We start from the raw sequence: 20,502 nt of genomic DNA, 5'->3' as shown, positions 1-20,502 counted from the left end.
TTTTATTCCACGCGGCACGGAAGGCTTTCGAGTCCGTACAGAACCTGACTCGGAACCGGTTTTTTCGCCGCATCTGTCGGCTCGATGGTGTCGAACTGCTCCAACAGCGCCTTGAGGGCGACGTCGGCCTCGACGCGAGCGAGCGGTGCGCCCAGACAGTAGTGGATTCCCTTGCCGAACGCGATGTGTCGGTTGGGACTCCGCTCGGGACGGAACTCGGTGGGGTCGTCGAACACGTCGGGGTCGCGGTTCGCCGAGGCGATCCACGCCGAGATCACGTCGCCCTTCTCGATGGATCTACCGCCGACTTCGATGTCGCGGGCGGCGACGCGGCGAAGCGACTGGACGGGCGAGCGGTAGCGAAGAACTTCCTCGATGGCCTTTTTGCGGTCGATCTCGCCGGACCGAACGGCTTCCATGATTCCCTGTTCGTGGAAACACCAAATCGCGTTCGTGATGAGGTTCGTCGTCGTGATGTTACCCGCGATGAGGAGCAGCATGCAGAAGCCGACCTTCTCCTCCCGGTCGAGTTCGTCGCTCGTCGCGGCGAGCGTCACGAGGTCGTCGCCGTCCCCGTCGGATCGTTCGTCCAGCAGGTCGCCGAAATACTCGCCCATCTCCCGACGAGCGCGTTGGCGCTCCTGCTGATTTTTTTCGACCGCCGCTTTCGTCTCCTCGCGCGGACTGGCGACGAGCGCATCCGACCACGCCTTGAACTCGTCCCGGCGGTCGGCGGGGATGCCGAGCAGTTCCGCGATGACCGTCACGGGGAACGGGTACGCGAAATCGCCGACGACGTCGATTCGGTCTTCGTCCGCGATTCCGTCCAAGAACTCGTCGGTTAACGCTTCGAGTCGGGGTTGCAGTTCGCGTATCGTTCCGGGCCTGAATCGCTCGTTCACGAAGCCGCGAAGTCGGTCGTGTTCGGGCGGTTCCGTGTTGATCATCGTCCGGTTGAACCCTTGCTGGTCGTCGTCGAACGGCGACTCCGTGGCGTCGCGTACGTTGGACGTGAACGTCTCGTAATCGGAGAGAACGTGGTCGACGTCCTCGTACCGGAACACGTCCCACATGTTCCGGTCGTCGTCGTACCGGACGGGCGATTCGAGACGCATCTTCTCGTACCAGTCGAACGGTGCCACTTGTCGTTCCCTGTCGCGCAGCGCTTTCGGAGGGCGGAGGACCGCCGCGGGTTGATCGGGCGCCATTGATTGAACGATCATTCAGTCAGTTGTAGGCTTTTTGGTGGTGACGAGTGGTCCGGAAAAAGGGACCGTGGAGTGGTTTTTCGACAAATCAACAGTCATTCAGCCGTCATAGAATAAATTTGTTAACATTATTTAATACCGTGAGTGTTGTACGCCCGTTCGGGGGGATTACTAATGGACACGAGTGACCGGAAACGTGAGCGACGGCAGTTCGGAATCGCTCACCTCGGAGGGGTCGATGGCGACTGAAACCACGGAAACGGGGACGGAGGCGGAAGGTGAAACCGGGTCGTTCCTCGACACGTGGGGGACGCTCGTCGTCGTGACCATCGTCATGTTCGTCGTCAGCCTCGACGGGGCGATGATTCCCGTGGCCATCGAACCGATCAGCACCGACCTGCGGACGGGTGCGAGCGGCGTGCAGGCCGCGCTGGCCATCTACTCGGTGGTGGATGCACCGCTGTTGCTGACCGGCGCTGCACTCGGCGTCCTCTACGGGAACAAACGGATCTTCAGGTACGGAATCGTGCTCTTCTCGATCGGGACGCTCATCGGTGCGTTGAGCCCGTCTCTCGGGATATTCATCGTCGGTTGGTCGGTCATCAAGGCGTTCGCCGACACCATGGTGACACCCATCTCGCTCGCGTTGCTTCTCGCCACCTACGACGGGAAACGGCGGGCGACCGCGTTCGGCGTGTGGGGTGCGGTCACCGCGTCGGCACAGGCCGTGGGACCGTTGCTGATGGGATTTCTGGCCACGGTCGCGACGTGGCGGTTGGCCATCGGCCTCGAAAGCGTCGGCCTGCTCGCGGCGTTCCTGCTGTTGTTTACGGTTCGTGAGACCGAGACGCAGGAGGAGGCCGTGTTCGACTGGGGTGGAACCGTCCTCTCGTTTCTCAGCGTCGGGGCCATCATCGTCGGCTTCCTGTTGGCGGGGCAGTACGGGTGGGTAACGCCGATTCGCCCGTTCGTGGTCGGTGGCGTGACGATCGCGCCGTTCGGGCTTTCCATCGTCCCGTTCGTCTTCGGGTTCGGGCTGACGGTGCTGTGGGGTCTCGTCGAGTGGGAGCGACGACGGTTGTCCCGGGGGGAAGCCGCGCTGTTCCGCCCGAAACTGTTCACGAACCGCGTGTACGTGACGGGGCTTTCGATTTACGCCATCTACAGCATCGTCACGACCGGGTTCGGTTTCGTCCTGCCGACGTTTCTGGCGATGGCCGTCGGGTTCGACCCGTTGACCATCGGCATCGCGTTCCTGCCGTTCGCCGTCGCCGCGATTCTCGTCTCGCTGGGGTCCGGAACGGTGGAGAAGTACCTCTCACCGAAGCGCATGATTCAGGTCAGCGTCGTCCTGTTCGTCGTGGGACTGCTCCTGCTCGGAACCGTGCTGTCACCGACCGTGTCGGTCGTATCGATGGTGGCACCGTTGGCCGTATTCGGGGCGGGTGCCGGTCTCATGCGAGCGCCTGTCTCGAACGTGTCGCTGTCCGCGGCGGGCAACGAGAAGGGTGGTGAAGCATCCGGGATCCTCGAAACCGGGAAGGAGTTCGGACGGGGGTTCGGTAACGCCGTCGTCGGGAGCATATTCCTGGCGAGTCTGTACGGCGGCATCGTGGATCAGGTCCTGAACTCCACGGGCATCAAGGTGTCACAAACCGAGCGAAGCCGACTCATCGTGTCGCTCGAAGATGCGGCTCAAAACTTCAATTCGCCGGGGAACAGCGCCGCCGCCGGGGGGCTTCCGAAAGCGGTGCAAGGGTTGTTGAATCGAATCGTCGAGACCGCGGCCGTCGATGCGGTACAGATCGCGCTGGTTCTCGTCGTCGGGTTCGTCCTCCTGCAGTTGATACTCTCCGGGTTCCTGCCGAACACGCATCGCTCGGAGGAAGACGAAGAGTGAAGGGATGTATCGACTGTGTGTCTTTTGACGAATTCGCGGTCGAAAGCAGGGACAGGGATTGAAGACGGCGATAACGGTCGAAAACGGTACCGGAGGTCGGTCGATCAGTGACGCGCGGTGCCGGGGGACGGCACCGGCGTTCGTTCGCGCGCCGCCCTCCGTCGTCCCATCGCGACGATGGCGAAGGAGACGCCACTAACGAAGAGGTTGACGCCGAAAACGACGCTCAACGGTTCGAGCGACCCGACGGGAGGGACGAGCAGGACGACGACAGCGGCCAGCAATGCGACGACGCCGCTGAGAACGACCCACACCCAACCCGTCTCCGGGCGAGTTTGAACCCCAATTCCGATTTCGAGGAGTCCATCGAGCAGGAAGAATCCGAACAACAGGGCCGTCAGCGAGGCGACCCCCGCCAGCGGGTTGACGAGGAGCACGAGTCCGAAAACCGTGTAGACGACGGCGAGCAGAACCGCTCCTCGACTGCCCGACCACTCCCTCGCGCCGAATCCCGACGCGGTGAGCACTGTCCCGCCGAGCAGCAGGAGAACGCCGAACAGCGACGAGATGGCGACCGGCGTGGCGAACGAAACGAGAAGCGGGATGCCCCCCAGTCCGGCGCGTATCCGTGCCGCACCGACGACCGCGACGATACTCAACAGGATCAGTAACACCCCGACGCCCAGAAGCAGACGCCACCGACTCTCGGCGGAACTCGCTGGTCGGTCTTGCGATGGCTCTTGATTTCGGATTTCGACACCCATTGTTCCCCCTCCATCCGGCCGTACGCCGGGCAGCGGCATAAACGAGTAGTCCCGTAGATGAACTCGTCGGCCGGTGACGAACGAGAGAGACTCAACGACTGGTGACGAACAAGTAGAGACCGCCGAGGACGAACAGGACGCCGACGACGAGAAAGGTGATTCCGACGTAGTCGATCAGCCGTCCGGCGAACAGGCGGATGAGGGCGATACCGAAGATGAACGAGGCGAAGCCGGTTCTGACGTACGAGAGTATCGTCCGAGTCCACGCAAGTCGCGTTCGTTCATCCGCGACGCCGCTCTTGGGACCCTCGTCAGTCGAGTCGATCGAGTCGGTTGCATCGGTTGCGTCGGTCGGCATGAACCCGAACACGACTCGGCCGAGCAAATCACTGTTCCCGGGGCGGTCGTTACGACATCCTCATCGGTTCGTTACCGTATTACGGGTACTGTCACGCCGGAGAGGGGCGATTCGGCTATATCTTCAGCTAGCCTACACCAATCCATGGCAACGAATTGGAGAGCGGTGATACTCGGGTTCATCGTCATGGTCATCATCGGCACGTTCGGCGGGGTTGTCATACCAGTCGTCGGGACCATCGGTGGCGGGGTTATCGGGGGATTCATCGCGGGCTACATGGCGGGGGAGGGAATCGGAAACGGAACGTGGAACGGACTGCTGGCCGGTGCGTTCGGCGGTATCGTCGGCGCGATACTGCTCGCGGTCGGTGGCGCGCTCATCGGGAGCGTCGCGGGACCCGTCGGAAGCGTGCTCGCCGGGACCGGCGTCCTGCTCACCGGCATCGTCGTCGCGCTCCTGTTCGCCATTCCGAGCGGAATCGCGGGTGCACTCGGCGGGTGGCTAAAGGGCTCTCGGCAGAAACGGGGCGTCAAACCGGCCGAACCCGCGACACGCTGACTCGGCTCCCGAATGTCGCTTTTTCGACCACCGGCACGGACTCGCCCGGTTACGGGACCGGGACGACGACACGTCATTCTTCGACATCGGATACGGCGACCCGGCTAGATTGAACAACGTCTCGTCGGCGTCCTCCGGTTACGCACCCCTGCTACAGCCGGGTACGACACAGTTTACGGGTGAAGGGTCGGGGGTCGCTCGTGAGCACCCGACGACGAGTGATAGATCGCTGTTCCGGTGTCGGAATGGAATAGGTGGAGGCGTTCGGGGTCGGCGGTGAGACCGACCGTTTCACCGACTGTTACCTCCCGACGCGGATCCGCTTTGACCGAGAGTTCGTTCCCGCCGACGGTCCCGCGGAGCAACAGCGACTCCCCGAGCGGTTCCGTAACGTTCACCGAGAGGTCGATGGTTCCCACCCCCTCACCGACCGTGAGGTCTTCGGGGCGGATACCGACCTGCGCGTGGTCGATCTCGGAGCCGATGTTCCCGTTCGCTCGGGGAAGTCGGATGCGGAAGCCGTCGCCTTCGGCAAACCGGCGTCCGTCGTCCTCCGAGATGCGAGCGGGAAGGACGTTCATCGATGGACTGCCGACGAACTCCGCGACGAACCGGTTGACGGGATAATCGTAGAGCGTCTGTGGCTCGTCGACCTGTTGGATTTGACCGTCGTTCATGACCGCGACGCGGTCGCCGAGCGTCATCGCCTCCGTCTGGTCGTGGGTGACGTAGATGGTGGTACGTTCGAGTTCGGCGTGGAGTTCGGCGAGTTCCGCCCGCATCTCGACGCGAAGTTTGGCGTCGAGGTTCGACAGGGGTTCGTCCATGAGCAGGATTTCGGGGTCTCGAACGAGCGTGCGACCGATGGCGACTCGCTGTCGCTCACCACCGGAGAGTTCGCCCGGCTTCCGGTCGAGCAGGTCGGTGATGTCGAGGGTGTTGGCCGCGTCGGCGACCGCTCGCTCGATTTCGTCGTCCGTGTACGATCCCGACGAATTCATCCCGAAGGTCATGTTACGCTCCGCGGTCATGTGCGGGTAGAGCGCGTAGTTCTGGAACACCATCGCCACGTTCCGATCCTTGGGGGGAATTCCGTTGATCACGTCGTCGCCGAACCGAATCGCTCCGTCGGATATCGTTTCGAGTCCGGCGAGCATGCGGAGTGTCGTGGACTTTCCACACCCGCTCGGCCCGACGACGACGAGGAACTCGCCGTCGTTCACTTCGAGGTCGATGCCGTTGACTGCCGTTACGTCGTCGTCGTACCGTTTGACGACGTCATTTAGTGAGATGGTTGTCATTATTGATCACTTTTGTTGAAGACCGAACGTCTGGAGGAGCGGTCGGTGCAGGACGAGGAGGACCAAGAGCGGTGGAATGAGCGCGATTACGGCACCCGCCATAATGAGACCCCATTGGGTCTGTCCCGCGGCGCTGGCCGACTGCAGGAGTTTGACGCCGACCTGCGCGACCTGCTTTCGCTGCGTGCTCATGATGGTGAGTGGCCAGAGGTACTGATTCCAGGCGTAGATGAACTCGATGACCGCCACCCCGGCGATCATGCCCTTCGACATCGGCACGAGGACGCGAAACAGGAAGGTGAGCGGTCCGATCCCATCGAGGCGGGCGGTTTCGACCAGTGAATCCGGGATGGACCGGAAGTGCTGCCGAAGCAGGAAGACGGTCGTCGCACTGGCGAGGTACGGCGCGGTCAACGCGAGCAACGAATCGGACCACCCGATGTTCGCCACGAACTGGAATAACGAAAGGATACGCACCGGGACCGGGAGCATCAGCGTGAACAGGATGAACATGAACACCAACCGCTTGAACCGAAACCGGTAGTAGACGATGGCCAGCGCTGCGAACAGCGAGATAGTCACCTTGCCCACGACGATGACGAGGGACATGACGAGCGAGTTGAGCAGATACCGACCCATCCCGTACTCGGTCATGGCGGCGACGTAGTTGTGGACGGCCTGCCCACCGGGGGCGAGGTTCAACGTCTGGTATATTTGGTTCGTCGTCTGTGTGCTCATCAGGAGCGCGAGCAACAGGGGCAGCGCCATGACGAGCGTCGAAGAGACGAGGGCGACGTGCACGAGGAGGTTGTCCGGAAGCACATCCTGCCACGACTGCCGTCGTACTCGCCCGTCCGTGGCGAGCGAGTCCGTACTCATGAGCTACCTCCATACTGGACGTAGCGATCGGAGAGTCGCAACTGGGCGTAGGTCAGCACGCCGACGATGGCGAACAGGATGACCGACTCGGCGGACGCGAGTCCGGGGTTCGAGAACTCGAAAGCGTCGCGGTAGAGTTTGAAGATGAGGAAGTTAGTCGCTCCGTTCGGGCCGCCGTGGGTCATCAGGTCCACCAGCGAGAACGTGCTGAAGAAGGCATAGATGGTGTCCATGACGACGAGGAACAGAAGCGTTGGCGAGATAAGCGGGACGTAGACGCGGGTGACGAGTTGGAACCGTCCAACACCGTCGAGGCGCGCGGCCTCGTTGAGCGTCTCCGGAACGTTGTTCAACGCGGCCAGGATGAAGATGATGTTGTAGCCGAGTTGCTTCCAGATGGCCGCGATTGCGACGACTATCAGCGCGAGCGAGCCGTTCGTGAACCAATCGAGAGAGATGCCGAACAGGTCGTCGAGAAAGTACGTGATGACGCCCAACGAGGGGTGTAACAGGAAGAGCAGAACGGTCCCTGCAACCGCTGGCGGAAGCGCGTACGGCCAGATGGCCGCCACGAGATACGCCGCCTGTCCGGTCGTCACCTCGTAGAGGAGCGTCGAGACGAACAACGAAATAGAGAGGGTCCCGACCACGACGACGACGGCGAAGAGGGCCGTCATCTCCATGCTGTGTCGATACTCGGGCGAGGTGAGGAGGGTGACGAAGTTACCCAATCCGACGAACGTCTTGTGAATACCCAGCACACCGGTGTTGTAGAGACTCAGACGGATCGTGTCGATCGACGGATAGTACAGAAACGCGACGAGGACGACGATCGTCGGCAGCAACAACAAGAAGGCCTGCCAGGTGCTCGAATACGTGGATTCCTTGGTGGACATAGAATACTGAGTTCGAGAGTTACTTCCCGTTCGAGCGGGCCAGTTCCGATTCGACGTCCTTCTTCGCACTGGCGAGTGCGCTATCGACGCCGGTACCCTGGATCATACTCACGTAGCTCTTCTCGACGATCGTTCGGGTTTTTGCGAACGGTGCCATCTGTGCACCACGGGTCGCCGTCGTGTCCTTCGTGGCCTGAAGCTGGTTGAACGCGGTTTTGAAGTTGGGATTTTGGTCGAACCAACCGTTGTCTTGGAGTTGGCTGACGGCTTCCTTTCGAACCGGGAAGTAACCGGTGTTCTTGTGCCATCGAACCTGCTGTTCGGGCTTCGTGAGCCACACGAGGAAGTCCGCCGCCGCCTTCTGTTTGGCGTCCGAGAGGCCCTTCGGGACCCAGAGCGAACCACCGCCGATGACGACGCCCTTTCGCTTCCCCTTCGGGACGGGCAAGTAGCCGGTTCCCATCTCGAACCCGTTCTCTTTCGCGCCCGCCGTGGTGGAGGAGATACCCGAAGTGGAGGTGATGAGCATCCCGACTTTTCCAGCGATGAACGCCTGTTTCGCGGCGCTCCATGCCTCGATACCGGGATTGAGGTATGCACCCTGATCGTACAAGTCGGTCCACCAGTTGAAGATGCGCTTTGCCGCGTCGCTTTCGAGATAGATTTCGGTCGGATTACCCGCACGGCCGTTCTTCTCGTCGACGAGTAGTTGGTTTTGCTCCGCCATCCACTGCTCGACGAACCAGCTGTGGTTCGGCCACGTGATTCCCTTTTTCGTCGCACCCGAGTCCATCAACTTCGCGGAGGCATCCGTGATCCCTTGGAAGGTTCTCGGGGGATTCTCGGGGTCGAGACCGGCCTTCTCGAAGGCGTCTTTGTTGTAGTACAGCACCGGATTCGAGGAGTTGAACGGCATCGAATTGAGCGTGTCGCCGATACGGTAGTAATTGAGAACCGGGTTCAGAAAGTTGTCGTAGTCGATATTATCCGACGGAATGATGTCTTGGACGGAGACGAACGCATCACTGGTTCGTGCCAGTCCGGTCCCGATGTCGAAGATCTGTGCGACCGCCGGGGGTTTTTTCGCTTTGACCGCCGAGAGGGTCGAATTCAGCGTCTCGCGGTAGCTTCCCTTCGAGGTCACCTCGACGGAGACATCCTCGTGGTCGGATTCGAAATCCGATCCCATCTGTTTCAACAGCTTCGCGGTATCGCCACCCATCGCGTGCCAGAACTTGATGGTGGTCGTGGAGCTTCCACCGGTCAATTGACCGGCACAACCGGCGAGTGTCACTGCACCGGTCGCAGCGCTCGTGGCGAGAAACGTTCGACGAGTGGAATCGTTCGTCATTACCTGCCGATTCGAACAACCGTACTTAAGGCGTTGTAATAGCTCTATGTGGAGAGTACATAATCATACGTAGTCGTCTATTTCGATAGGATGCATGGGATAGTCACGGTTCCGTTCTCGAACATCTCGAGAAAAACGGAGCGTCGAACCGTCCGAACCAGCGACCTGCCGATCGATCATCCGACATTTTTCGAGACGTGATACAACGACCCGGTGAGACTGAAGAACGTCCGTCCAGCGCGCTCCCGGCTTCGAACGGCGCGTTCCCATGTGTCCGCCACGTCCCGCGAACGTTCCGTCCAACGTCGTGTTGCAGACGGTGTACTGTTCGACGGGCAACTTACAGGTTGTTTTCGACCGACCGTTCCCGTCGAGCCGTGGCGCAACGCCCTTACGCGCCGGACGAGTAGGCGAACGCGATGGTTCGGAACGTCGCACCCGAGATGGCGGAGTTGGAGCCGGAGGATTTCTATCTCCTCTCCGGCGTCGAGCAGGGGATGCGCTTCAGCGAATGGGTGCAAAAGGAGAAGATTCCAAACTTTTCACGGCTGACCGCAGAGGAGGTCGAGTACCGAATCGACCGCTGTCTCGACCGCGAACTGCTCCAGCGCAAGACCATTCAGTACGAGGGCTACACCCTGACGTTCGAGGGATACGACGCGCTCGCGCTCCGGACGTTTTCCGAACGCGAGACGATTCAGGGCGTCGGCTCGCCGCTCGGCGTCGGGAAGGAAAGCGACGTGTACGAGGTACAGTCGTTCCGGCCGCTCGCATTGAAGTACCACCGCGAGGGGTACACGAACTTCCGCGAGGTGATGAAGGAGCGCGATTACACCTCCGACAACGAGCACGTCTCGTGGCTCTACACGGCCCGGAAGGCCGCCGAGCGGGAGTACGGCATCCTCGAAACGCTGTACCCCGACGTGAGCGTCCCGCGCCCCATCGACCACAACCGCCACGCGATCATCATGGAGAAGATCGACGGCGTCGAACTCGCGCGCTCGAAGTTCGAGGACGCGCAGGTCGTCCCCGTACTGGACCTCGTGCTCCGTGAAGTGAGCGACGCCTACCAAGCAGGCTACGTGCACGCGGATATGAGCGAGTACAACGTGTTCGTCAACAGCGAGGGAATCACCATCTTCGACTGGCCCCAGGGCATCCCGACCGACCACCAGAACGCGGCGGAGTTCCTCGAACGCGACGTTCGGAACGTGGTCGGGTTCTTCGAGCGGAAGTACCCGCGGCTAGTCAGTGACGTGGACGTATCGGCGGTCGCGGACGCCATCCAAAAAAACGAGTTCGAATCGGTTCGCGCGTACTCAGAAGACGTACGATAGCACCGCCAGTACGAGGAACACGATTACCAGCCACTTGGCGATATTCATCGACATACCAGCGATACCACCCGCGCCGAGCACGGCAGCGATGATGGCGAGAATGACGAACGCAACCGCGAGTGCCAGAAGCGCCATCAGTGGCTCACCCCGCTGACGTATCTGTGTGCAAGATACATGGGTATCCATTGGACAGCTAATTATATGGTATGTTGGGCTGAATTAGCAAGGTAGGGATGTTATTTGTGGCCGAAATCGGATTTTATCACAGGAGATGAGGTTTCCAATAATTATTTTCTTGTTAAAATAGATTGAATAAATTGATAATATGTGGGAAATATTGTGTGTATATGGCACGACAAGATGTCGCCAAATACCTCGAACAGCACCCACGAATGATCGGCGTTTTGTTCATGATGACGTTGTTGATGATGCAGACTGTGCCTGTGTTGGCCGCTGGTCACGAAGCGAGAGGAGGACCATAGAGTCTTATTCAAAATATTCTTCAGTCTTCCAGTAAAATTGGCCATCAATTAAAACTGGCAGCGATTCTACAGTAAGGTACTCTGTGACTTCATCAGATGTTACGTCTTCAAAATATTCGCTATTCGAAACAAGATTTCGTGACCGAGTACCAAAAACATTAATAGAATACGTGGAACCAAGTCGACATAAACTGTTAGGGTACACTTCCAGTTTAACATGGTAGGTGTTTTTATTGGTTGTAGTAATCGATGTCAAACCAGGAACACCTCCACTCGGTTGTGCTAACGAACTACCCCCATTACCTAGCGTGATATACCGATAGCCAGAGACAGTTTCCCGACGAGCAATCGACAACGCCGTCCGAAGGGAAAATCCAGCGTTGAGCAAACCGGCGAATGCTTGACCGACTCGGGTGGCAGTTGTATTTGGAACATCGGTCAGCGTTACCACGCCACCCACACTCCCCTTTTCGATCAGCGACATACCCTGCTCGTACGAGGAACAGGCATTCAAAAAAAAACACCTTGGTGGCAACAGTATCAAGCGTACGCGCATCGAGACTGCCATCAACACAGATGAATCCATTCTCATCTACATGACCGATATAATGAAATAGATCAACGGGCGTTTCGAGTATATCACGAAGTTCCGAAACGGTCTGATTGTGACATACCTTTACGTCATATTCGACCAACTCACGAAAGTCGTACAATTTCTCAATTATCTCATCAGACATCTTCGTATCGTTGCAGACAACACAGATACTGATGCTGGATTTGTTAGGTGCTGCGTAGTTGAATCGACGTTTGAGTGTATCGACCGTCAGTTTATTCGCCCCCAAAGGGAACCCGTCACCGACCCACGCATGTTCGATTGACTCTACAGGGTCGGGGTGAACGATTGTCTCGGAGCGGGTTTGGCTGCTCGTCCCTCTGAAAAGCTCAACCGCGGTATCCCTTCGTTCCTCCCTCGTAAATCCCGCTCGATAGAAGTTGTCGAGTATCTGGGGCTGTGACACCACCTGCTCCGAGGACCGAACCGGCGCGCTCCGAATTTGGGACAGGTCGAAAGCAAGAAATGGAAGCACTTCTGCGTATTTTTCGACCGGCGTCACGTCCGTCGTAACCCCCCACGTTGGAACGTATTCGGAGATCGTCTCGTACGAAACCGAAAGGTACGTCTCCAACTGCTCGGGAAGCGAACGCTCGTATACGTCTCCGAAGTCGAAATCAAGCAGCGGCTCGACCCGATTTCGCTCATACAGATCGGATTTCACGATCCCCTCTGTGTTGACCAAACAGTCGAAGAACACGATCTGCCGGAGGAGTCGGTGAATCGTGTCCTCGTAGGTACAGTCGGCCAGTAGCGAGTACTCAAAGTTCCCGGCGACCAATGTCGGCTCGCCGCCCGTCGGGATGATCTCCGCGCCGAGGTAGTACGCCAGCGATGCCGCTGGGTAGACTTTCTCGTGTGTCAGCGGGAGTTCGAGCTGCACATCTGTATTCGGCCGCTGAATGGAATCCGGAACGTGGAATTCGTTGCCAAGTTCTAGAAGCGGCGGATGCCCTCGAAGTGTCGGATGAGCACGGTCAGGGGTCGTCATCTTGAGCGCGGACCCGAACGTCGAGAGTGCACGCATCGTGTCTTGAACTGATCCAGTTACGGTAACGGTCCCTTGTGGCGACTCGTGGAACGACCGTGCACCGACCTTGACAACCGTCGTTTCGTCGAACGAGAGACGAATCGAATTCTTTCCTTTTCTGATCGTAACCAGAGAGGAGATAGACAAGTAGACGACTATTGACAGACCATTGATTTGCAAGTACCGCGGCCTCCCATCAAGTGAAAGCTCCGTATCACTGTTGGGCGTGAAATCTTGCTCGAACTCACCATTCCCAGAATACACAGTAACGCTCGCCAACACCGGTGAGACTATTTCGTCCGTCTCGATGGTCACCGCCGAGTCGATAGGATAGTAAAACGAGTCAGTGTCCGCTGGCGTCGGTTCGACCGGGCGCGGCGTGCGCAGTTCGAACCGAACTTTCTCGATTGGGTCGTAAATCTCGATGCCGGGGTCTCCCAGCAATGGGGTGAACTGTGGTTCCACGGTTGTTGAGTGAACTGCGGTCAGAGGTCTACCCACGCGGTCGTCGTGCCGAGTTCCGGGACGTGCCAGCGGTGGTCAGGGTCGTCGCCGTTCTGCTGGCGGAGTTCGATACGGGCGTCGAACAGCGGCGACAGTTTCGCGACGAGGTCGGCGTCGTCCGGCATGGGGAGGTGGTAGTGGGCCATCCCGCGAACGCCCTTGGTGACGGCACCGACGGAGCGCAGGAATCGCTTGACTGCCGGGAGACGATGCTCGTCCACGAGGTAGTTCAGCGAATCGACACAGAGCCGCAATTCCGCGGGGGAGACACCACCGGCGTCGTCGTCGTAGAACCCAATTGCGGTCACGATCTCCTCGCGGAGTTCGTGCAGTCCGTTGTGGCCGTCGAGCGGCGGGAGTTCGTCACCGAAACTCGACGCGGCCTCTGGCATGGCGCGGCGTCGGTTGCCACGGTCGATGAGCCACACTGAGGAATCGTCGTACGAGACGGTCTTCGGGAAATGTTCGTCCGCGGTCGCGATGCCAGCGTCGGTGAGCGCGAGGACTCGCTTCCGGTCGTTCATATCGTCGCCGAAGAGGGTTCGTGACGCCCGGTTGGTCACGCATTGAGATACTTCACCCGTGACGAGGAGGTTACTGCCGCTCTGCCGAAGCGCTTCGAGGTGTTCTCGAAACGCATACACGTCCTCCTTGTCCCGGAATAACGGCAGATCTCCTTTCATCTTACATAGTTTTCCACGTAATTTGATAAAACTGCTCTGGTTGCGACCGACGAGACGAAGCCCTTAAACCCGCCAACCGGGAACAATCGATAACTCGCTGGAAGACGGGCACCAGTGGGCACCTGCGACCGCAGGACGGAATGTGGCGTGGCCGGTTCGATGTCGAATCGTCGTCACGCTGAACCACTCAACGCCCGTGGTGATAGACCATGGCAAAAAGTTTCTACTCCCACATTCGAGACGCGTGGAAGGACCCGGACGACGGCAAACTCGCCGAACTCCAGTGGCAACGAAAACAGGACTGGCGCAAACAGGGTGCCATCGAGCGAGTCGACCGCCCGACCCGCCTCGACCGCGCCCGCTCGCTCGGCTACAAGGCCAAGCAGGGCATCGTCGTCGCACGCGCAAGTGTCCGCAAGGGTGGCGCGCGCAAACAGCGCCACAAGGCCGGACGCCGTTCCAAGCGCCAGGGTGTCAACCGCCTCGGTCGGCGGAAGAACATCCAGCGCATCGCAGAGGAGCGAGTCAGCAAGAAGTACCCGAACCTCCGCGTCCTCAACTCCTACTGGGTCGGCGAGGACGGAAGCCAGAAGTGGCACGAAGTGATCCTCGTGGATCCCGAGCACCCCGCCATCCAGAACGACAAGGACCTGAACTGGATCTGTGACGACTCCCACCGTGGCCGTGCCCACCGGGGTCTCACGAGTGCAGGACAGCGCAACCGCGGTCTCCAACAGCGCGGTAAGGGTACCGAACACACCCGACCGAGCAACAACAGCGGCAAAGGCCGCGGCAAGTAACGCGTTCGACGTTTCCACACACCTTTTCGATTTTTCACCGACCGAAGAGCACCTGCCATCCTGTTCCGCGAGGACCCTTAGGGACGGCTTACCGCCGAAACCATCTCAAGGACTATCATGTCGGCAGTCGTCCGTCGTACGCAATGGGGGATTCGGAGGGAGAATCGGATTTGGAAGAGGAGACTGAGTTGCAGAAGCGGACGGAAGGGATGGCCCGGCTCATGGGATTCAGCGACGGCGTCTTCGCCATCGCCATCACACTGTTGATACTGAACATCGAGGTGCCGAAATCGACCGAGGCGACGGCAGTAGCGGTGAGCCAACTGTCGAACGAGTGGCCGGACATTTTGAGCTACGTCATCAGCTTTCTCGTCATCGGGAACTACTGGATCGTCCATCACGACATCTTCGAGGACGTCGAAAGTTACGACAGGAAGCTCCTCTGGCTGAACATCATCTATCTCATGTTCATCGCGTTCATCCCCTTCTCCACCTCGTTGATCGGCGATTTTTCGGGAGGTGTTCCCGTCATCGTTTACGCCGGAACCATCACGCTGACGAGCATCGCCCTCACCGTCCTCTGGCGATACGCGTGGACGTCGGACCTGCTCGATACGACTATCGACAGAGACAAAGTGCGCGAAGTGACGTACGACATCCTCACCCCCGCCTCCGTCTTCGCTGGGTCGATGCTGATAGCGCTCGTAAACGCACAGTGGGCGATGTACTCGTGGTTCCTCCTCTTTTTCGCCGATTCGATTCGGGAGCGATTGATCGGGTAGAAACGCGGATTTCGAGCGCCTCACAGAGGTTGGGTTGGCGTTCGCTGATGACGACGAGAGGGAGGATAAATCAGATATCGCGATATCGAATCGTCATGAACGAACTCGTAGGAGGCGTTCGGACTGATCGAACGGCTTTCGTCCGCGGACCACCCGCAACCGGACCGGTATCTGTACCATTCATAGTGCACGGCTCGGTTGTAATGGGAAATGAAGGACGGTCAACCGAGCAAGACGGCCCAGTACGTCGCCGCCAATGTCGTCTTTTCCAGCGTGCATCCGGTGTTGGGGGGAGTACTGCCGCCGGATGCCGGGAGGGAAACGTCCCGCTATTTCCGCAGCCTCGATACTTGGACGGGGACCGGTGCTCGGCTGTTTCATCGGCTGCCGAAGTTCGTCCTCAGACGGCTCATCGCCCGGATTCCACCGGGAGTAATCGCCCAGACGGTCCTTCGAAAGCGGTGGATCCAAGACGCGGTTCGGGCGAACCTCTCCGACTGTTCTCAGGTAGTCGTCCTCGGTGCCGGGCTTGATACGCTCGCCCCGCGTCTTCGACGGGAGTACCCGGACGTCCGATTTTGGGAGATAGACCACCCGGCGACGCAGGGAGTAAAGCGGCGCGTCGTCGAACAGGGGTCGAATCTCACCCTTTGCTCGGAGGATTTCACCGAACGAGCGCCGATGAGTTCCCTGGACGCCGACACGGATTACGATCCGGACGAGCCCACGGTGGTCGTCACGGAAGGGTTGTTGATGTATCTCTCAGAAGCGGAAGTGAGGGAGTTGTTCGATGCCGTCCGTGAGCACACCGGCGAGGGAAGTCACTTGGTCGGGACGGCGATCAATCCGAACGCGATGGCCGACGGACCCGACTGGCTGGAGAGCGCGAACTCCAGCCGGAGCCCGACGTTCCTCGATCGACTCGGTGAGCCGTGGCACTGGGTGGTCGAGTCCGGCAAACTTTCGGACGAACTCGACGATCACGGCTTCGAACTCACCGCACTCAGCCAGATGCGCCATCTCCGAGCACAGTACCTTCCCGACCGGCCGAACCTGTCGGTGTATCCCATCGAGTACTGTTTCGAAGCCACGCGCGAGGAGTGAATCGAGAGGGACTATTCGGTCGTTACAGGCCATCCATTCCCTCAGTATCGCCCGCAACGTTATGCGCCCGTGCGTCCTGTTATACCGAGTGGTTCGGGGGGAGCTATGAAAATCGAATTCGACGACTCCATGTTCGAGGAATGGACCGAACGAGCGCTGTTGCACGCCGTGTACGGCGGCGCTGATTTCGGCGAGTGTCTGACGACCGCCGAACGAATCACCGACGGGGACCGGACGAGTTGGTACGACGAATGGACCGAAACCGCCGACCGCGTCGCCGCTATCGCCCGAGAAAGTGAGGACGGTGGCCACGCGGTCAGCGCGCGGGAGGCGTATCTCCGAGCCTCCAACTACTATCGAACGGCCTACCCGTTTCTGTACGGCGCGCCCACCGACGAGCGACTCGTCGAAGCGTTCGAGAAGGAAACGGACGCGTTTCGAAGCGCCGCCGCGCTGTTCGACCCGCCAGTCGAACCGGTCGAAATCCCGTACGAGGGAACGACGCTTCCCGGCTACTTCTACCGCGTCGATGACTCCGACAACCCTCGGCCGACCGTCATCGCCACCAACGGATACGATTCGACGATTCAGGAGATGCACTTCGCCCACGCCGTCGCGGCCGTCCGTCGAGGGTACAACTGTCTTACCTTCGATGGACCCGGACAGGGAGGGCCGCTCATCGAGGAGGGGCTCACCATGCGCCCGGATTGGGAACAGGTGGTCACACCCGTCGTCGATTACGCGGTTGCCCGTCCGGAAGTCGATTCGGAGCGAATCGCACTCACCGGTTGGAGTTTCGGCGGGTATCTCGCCCCGCGAGCGGCCGCGAGCGAGCATCGGCTGGCGGCGTGTATCGCCGACCCGGGGCTGTGGGACCTGCTCGAAATGATGAAGGGGATGGCCGTCGGCGTCGGGGTACCGCAGGACGTGGCCGACCGACTGCCCGACGTCGATTCGGACGAGTTGGAGCCGATGTTCGACGCCATCGAGGCGTCGCCGGAACTCACGTGGACCATCGAGCAGCGCGGTCTGTGGGTACACGGGGTCGATTCCGTTATGGACTACCTTCGAGCGACGGCGGAGTACACGCTCGAAGACCGCGTCGACCGAATCGAATGTCCAACCCTCGTTACCCAAGCTGAAAACGATCAGCTGTCAGCCGCCGCTGGAGAACTGTACGACGCCCTCAACTGCCCGAAGGAACTGCAACGGTTCACGGCCGCCGAAGGTGCTGGCGACCACTGTGAAATGCACGGGCGCAAACTCTATCACCAACGCACGTTCGACTGGCTTGACAGCGTCGTGGGACACAAAGGGTGATTGCGAACGGTGAGATCAGGAAGACGGAAGATTTTCTACTGGCGTTGGGGGACTGCTTCGGCATGTTTAACCGCCGATTCGTCGATGTGCGCGTAGTAGTTGAACAGGTCCGTCCACGACGGTTCGGCGATGGAAACGTCGTCAGGCAGCGTCGCTTCGTCCATCTCGCCGTCGATGAAGCCGCGTCGCCCCTCGTGGCTCTGGAACATCTGATCTTCGACGACGTATTCGCGGAGTGATTCGGCCACCGTGCGCGTTCGCGCGAGAGCGACGCGTGGCACCGTTTCCAGGAGGTCTTCGGGGGAACCAGTCGCCGCTATTTTACCATCCCGGACGAACGCGATTCGGTCGGCGATTTGGATGTCGGCCGGCGTGTGACTCGACAGAACAATCGTGTGCCCGTCGCGCCGCCGTTCCTCGATGAGTGCGTGAACGAGGTCGATGGCTGAGAGGTCGAGTTCCGCCGTCGGTTCGTCGAGGAGATACAACGGAACGTCCACACCAAACGTGATGGCGAGTTCTAGTTTGCGAACCATCCCACCCGAGTAGTCGTTGACCGGGTCGTCGAGACTGTCCGCGATGTCGAATCGCTCGGCGATTTTCTCCCAGTCGTCGGTGCCGTGCGGGTGAAGGTCCGCGTAGAACTCACCGTTCGATCGCCCCGAGAGCTCCGAGAACAGGAGCCCACCCTGAAGCATAAAACTCATGTTCGAGCGGGTGTCGTCCGCGGACGATCCGAAAACTGAAATCGACCCACTCGTCGGGTGGAGACCGTCGGCGAGACACGAAAGCAGGATGGTTTTTCCGGACCCGTTTTCGCCCATCAGGAGCGTCACCTCACCGGCGGGAATATCGAGGTCGATGCCGTCGAGCACGGTAGCCCCGTCGAACGACTTCTTCAGGTCCCGAACCGAAATGGCGGCTTCGGTCATCACTCACCGACCTCCCCGGCGTAGATGAAGCGACCAACGAGCACCGTGGCAACCGCCGCGCCGATAACGGTGTACAGGACGAGCAGTCCCACGTATTCGATACCCTTTGGAAGCGGCGTCGAGGACATTCTCGCCGCGTCGCCGACGAGATACGCCATCTGGAAGCGTGCGGCGAGCGAGTTCGGGACGTAGTTGACGATACCCTGGAGGTTCGATGGTAGCAACGAGACGCTCATCCCATTGAATCCGGTAATGAAGAACACGATAATCATCACAAAGCTCGAAATCTGCGGGACGCTGTCGCCCGTGAGGAGGATTGCGATGAGCGTTGCGACCGCCATCGCCACTAGACAGAACGAGAATAAGGTAGTGAGGATGACGAGCACCGAAACGGGACCGAACGCGTCGAACCGAGCGCCGTCGAGTGCGGCGATGACGAGAATGACTGCGTCGGTAAAGACGGCGCCGACGAAACATCCCAGAAACCGCCCGACGAAGTCCGCGGAGGGCGAAATCGGGAGCGAACGGAGCTTGCGATAGCGTTTGGTCGAAATATCCTCGCTCAACTGCCGTGCGAAACCGATCAGCGCAACCGAGAACGCGCCGAATATCCCGAATGCGATAGCCATGACAGCTTTTCCGACAGCGAGCGACCCGGGACCCGTATCGGTAAGGAACATCCGTGATTCGAGCAGATAGAGGATCACCGGAAAGCCGAGCGCGAACAGCAACGTGCGTCGGTTCTGTAGCTGACTTCGTATCGTGAGTTTGGCGAACGTGAGCGTCTGCTTCCCCCACGGAACGGCGGTCGGTCCACCCGATGGGGGCACGGCAGGGGAACTGGAATTCACCGACGCCATCAGCGACACGCTCCTGACCGTACCGGGAACGAACGACTAGCAGGGAGGATATCGAATCGAGAAATCAAATCCGAGTTCATCGTAGGTAGCTACTAAGAGAACGAGCAAATACCTTTTTCCGATATCTCCCCACCTTCATAAGTGGTATGCGTGTCCCATTCCGAGGTCGGGTATGCCGACCGTGCACACGAAAGTGGAGCCTCAAATCGGAGCCGTCGCCTGCCTCTCACGGGACCATCCGAACACGACGTTTCGAATGCTGGGCAATCATCCGGTCGATGACGGGACCGTTTTCGTCCTCCTCGAAGCGCCGGACCTGCCAGGGGAGGACGTAACCACGTACTTCGAAGGCGACGACGACGTCATCGAGTACGAGATAATCCACGACGCCGAAACGGCGGTCTTCGTCAGGATCAGAATCCCATTGCCAGCCCCCCACCGTGCAGGAATCTCGTCCGGAAGCGTCCCCCACGCGGCGCTAACCGTCCGCAACGGCTGGATACACGGGGAGATGACCACCTCGATGGAGCGCATACAGGAGTTCGTCTCGGCGCTTCGGGAGGCGGACGTTCGGTACGAAGTCGCCTCGCTTACCCAGTCCGACGAGACAGGGGCCATCCTGACCGAGCGCCAGCAAACCGTGGTCGAGACGGCGGTCGAACACGGTTACTACGAGACGCCACGGAGTTGCACGCTGGACGACCTCGCGGATGTGCTCGACGTGCATCGCTCGACCGCAGGGGACGTGTTGAACCGCGCCGAGGGGAGAATCATCACGTCGTTCGTCCGCGACTCCTCGTGAGAAATTTTGGGTCCGGTAGACGGTCTCGATGGAGTTCT

At 59.7% G+C, this 20,502-nt stretch carries 20 protein-coding genes; 8 read left to right on the top strand and 12 right to left on the bottom strand.

The window, feature by feature from the left end:
• Positions 1–2: 2 nt before the first annotated feature.
• A complete protein-coding gene (locus NKF26_RS09605; RefSeq protein WP_253234227.1) occupies positions 3–1,208 on the bottom strand; it encodes a cytochrome P450 in 1,206 nt (401 codons plus the stop codon).
• A 196-nt stretch (positions 1,209–1,404) separates the two neighbouring features.
• Between NKF26_RS09605 and NKF26_RS09600 the strand changes: the two genes are divergently transcribed.
• The gene (locus NKF26_RS09600) at positions 1,405–3,108 is read left to right on the top strand and encodes an MFS transporter (RefSeq protein ID WP_253234226.1); all 1,704 of its coding nucleotides are present in this window, start codon (positions 1,405–1,407) and stop codon (positions 3,106–3,108) included.
• Positions 3,109–3,212: 104 nt separating this feature from the next.
• Here NKF26_RS09600 and NKF26_RS09595 read toward each other — a convergent pair whose 3' ends face one another.
• A complete protein-coding gene (locus NKF26_RS09595) occupies positions 3,213–3,872 on the bottom strand; it encodes an HdeD family acid-resistance protein (protein WP_253226474.1) in 660 nt (219 codons plus the stop codon).
• Between the two features lie 91 nt (positions 3,873–3,963).
• Complete coding sequence (locus NKF26_RS09590; protein WP_253226475.1) at positions 3,964–4,230, bottom strand: DUF202 domain-containing protein; 267 nt, start codon at positions 4,228–4,230, stop codon at positions 3,964–3,966.
• Between the two features lie 144 nt (positions 4,231–4,374).
• On the opposite strand from NKF26_RS09590, the gene NKF26_RS09585 reads away from it, so the two are divergent.
• Positions 4,375–4,788, top strand: coding sequence for a DUF5518 domain-containing protein (locus tag NKF26_RS09585; protein WP_253226476.1), 414 nt, complete (start codon positions 4,375–4,377; stop codon positions 4,786–4,788).
• Positions 4,789–4,961: 173 nt separating this feature from the next.
• Here the strand turns inward: NKF26_RS09585 and NKF26_RS09580 are convergent, their stop codons facing one another.
• From NKF26_RS09580 to NKF26_RS09565, 4 genes are read right to left on the bottom strand one after another with little or no spacing between them, the layout of a single operon-like run.
• The gene (locus NKF26_RS09580; RefSeq protein ID WP_253226477.1) at positions 4,962–6,089 is read right to left on the bottom strand and encodes an ABC transporter ATP-binding protein; all 1,128 of its coding nucleotides are present in this window, start codon (positions 6,087–6,089) and stop codon (positions 4,962–4,964) included.
• A gap of 6 nt (positions 6,090–6,095) precedes the next feature.
• On the bottom strand, positions 6,096–6,968 hold the full coding sequence (locus NKF26_RS09575; RefSeq protein ID WP_253234225.1) for a carbohydrate ABC transporter permease: 873 nt from the start codon (positions 6,966–6,968) through the stop codon (positions 6,096–6,098).
• Positions 6,965–7,864 carry a carbohydrate ABC transporter permease gene (locus NKF26_RS09570; protein WP_253226479.1) on the bottom strand — a complete coding sequence of 300 codons (900 nt, stop codon included), beginning with the start codon at positions 7,862–7,864 and terminating at the stop codon, positions 6,965–6,967. Before NKF26_RS09570 ends, NKF26_RS09575 begins: the two co-directional genes overlap by 4 nt.
• A gap of 19 nt (positions 7,865–7,883) precedes the next feature.
• Complete coding sequence (locus tag NKF26_RS09565) at positions 7,884–9,215, bottom strand: ABC transporter substrate-binding protein (protein WP_253226480.1); 1,332 nt, start codon at positions 9,213–9,215, stop codon at positions 7,884–7,886.
• A 419-nt stretch (positions 9,216–9,634) separates the two neighbouring features.
• Here NKF26_RS09565 and NKF26_RS09560 point away from each other — a divergent pair, with 419 nt between their 5' ends.
• Complete coding sequence (locus tag NKF26_RS09560; protein WP_253226481.1) at positions 9,635–10,552, top strand: serine/threonine-protein kinase RIO2; 918 nt, start codon at positions 9,635–9,637, stop codon at positions 10,550–10,552.
• Here NKF26_RS09560 and NKF26_RS09555 read toward each other — a convergent pair.
• The 3 genes from NKF26_RS09555 to NKF26_RS09545 all read right to left on the bottom strand — a co-directional run bounded on the left by NKF26_RS09555 (position 10,535) and on the right by NKF26_RS09545 (position 13,864).
• Positions 10,535–10,687, bottom strand: a complete 153-nt coding sequence (locus tag NKF26_RS09555) for a DUF1328 domain-containing protein (protein WP_082837798.1) — start codon at positions 10,685–10,687, stop codon at positions 10,535–10,537. The genes NKF26_RS09560 and NKF26_RS09555 overlap by 18 nt on opposite strands.
• 646 nt (positions 10,688–11,333) lie before the next feature.
• Entirely contained in the window at positions 11,334–13,178 is a 1,845-nt protein-coding gene (locus NKF26_RS09550; RefSeq protein ID WP_253234224.1) for a hypothetical protein, read from the bottom strand.
• The gene (locus NKF26_RS09545) at positions 13,163–13,864 is read right to left on the bottom strand and encodes a hypothetical protein (protein WP_253226483.1); all 702 of its coding nucleotides are present in this window, start codon (positions 13,862–13,864) and stop codon (positions 13,163–13,165) included. The genes NKF26_RS09550 and NKF26_RS09545 overlap by 16 nt, the downstream gene beginning before the upstream one ends.
• A 209-nt stretch (positions 13,865–14,073) precedes the next feature.
• On the opposite strand from NKF26_RS09545, the gene NKF26_RS09540 reads away from it, so the two are divergent.
• The 4 genes from NKF26_RS09540 (at position 14,074) to NKF26_RS09525 (ending at position 17,870) form a co-directional block, all read left to right on the top strand.
• The gene (locus NKF26_RS09540) at positions 14,074–14,664 is read left to right on the top strand and encodes a 50S ribosomal protein L15e (RefSeq protein ID WP_066143802.1); all 591 of its coding nucleotides are present in this window, start codon (positions 14,074–14,076) and stop codon (positions 14,662–14,664) included.
• A gap of 143 nt (positions 14,665–14,807) precedes the next feature.
• Complete coding sequence (locus NKF26_RS09535; RefSeq protein WP_253234223.1) at positions 14,808–15,446, top strand: TMEM175 family protein; 639 nt, start codon at positions 14,808–14,810, stop codon at positions 15,444–15,446.
• A gap of 210 nt (positions 15,447–15,656) precedes the next feature.
• Positions 15,657–16,550 (top strand): SAM-dependent methyltransferase, encoded by an 894-nt coding sequence (locus NKF26_RS09530; RefSeq protein ID WP_253234222.1) that lies wholly within the window; start codon positions 15,657–15,659, stop codon positions 16,548–16,550.
• A 105-nt stretch (positions 16,551–16,655) separates the two neighbouring features.
• Positions 16,656–17,870, top strand: coding sequence for a S9 family peptidase (locus NKF26_RS09525; protein WP_253226486.1), 1,215 nt, complete (start codon positions 16,656–16,658; stop codon positions 17,868–17,870).
• A gap of 35 nt (positions 17,871–17,905) precedes the next feature.
• Here the strand turns inward: NKF26_RS09525 and NKF26_RS09520 are convergent, their stop codons facing one another.
• The gene (locus NKF26_RS09520; RefSeq protein WP_253226487.1) at positions 17,906–18,802 is read right to left on the bottom strand and encodes an ABC transporter ATP-binding protein; all 897 of its coding nucleotides are present in this window, start codon (positions 18,800–18,802) and stop codon (positions 17,906–17,908) included.
• Positions 18,802–19,662 (bottom strand): ABC transporter permease, encoded by an 861-nt coding sequence (locus NKF26_RS09515; RefSeq protein WP_253226488.1) that lies wholly within the window; start codon positions 19,660–19,662, stop codon positions 18,802–18,804. Before NKF26_RS09515 ends, NKF26_RS09520 begins: the two co-directional genes overlap by 1 nt.
• 172 nt (positions 19,663–19,834) lie before the next feature.
• On the opposite strand from NKF26_RS09515, the gene NKF26_RS09510 reads away from it, so the two are divergent.
• On the top strand, positions 19,835–20,464 hold the full coding sequence (locus NKF26_RS09510) for a helix-turn-helix domain-containing protein (RefSeq protein WP_253226489.1): 630 nt from the start codon (positions 19,835–19,837) through the stop codon (positions 20,462–20,464).
• Positions 20,465–20,502 lie beyond the last annotated feature (38 nt).

Origin of the sequence: Haladaptatus sp. AB618 (genome assembly GCF_024136965.1) — an archaeon.
Lineage (GTDB): Archaea > Halobacteriota > Halobacteria > Halobacteriales > Haladaptataceae > Haladaptatus.
Note: the sequence above shows the minus strand (reverse complement) of the source record. Positions and strands in the feature narration are given on the sequence as shown.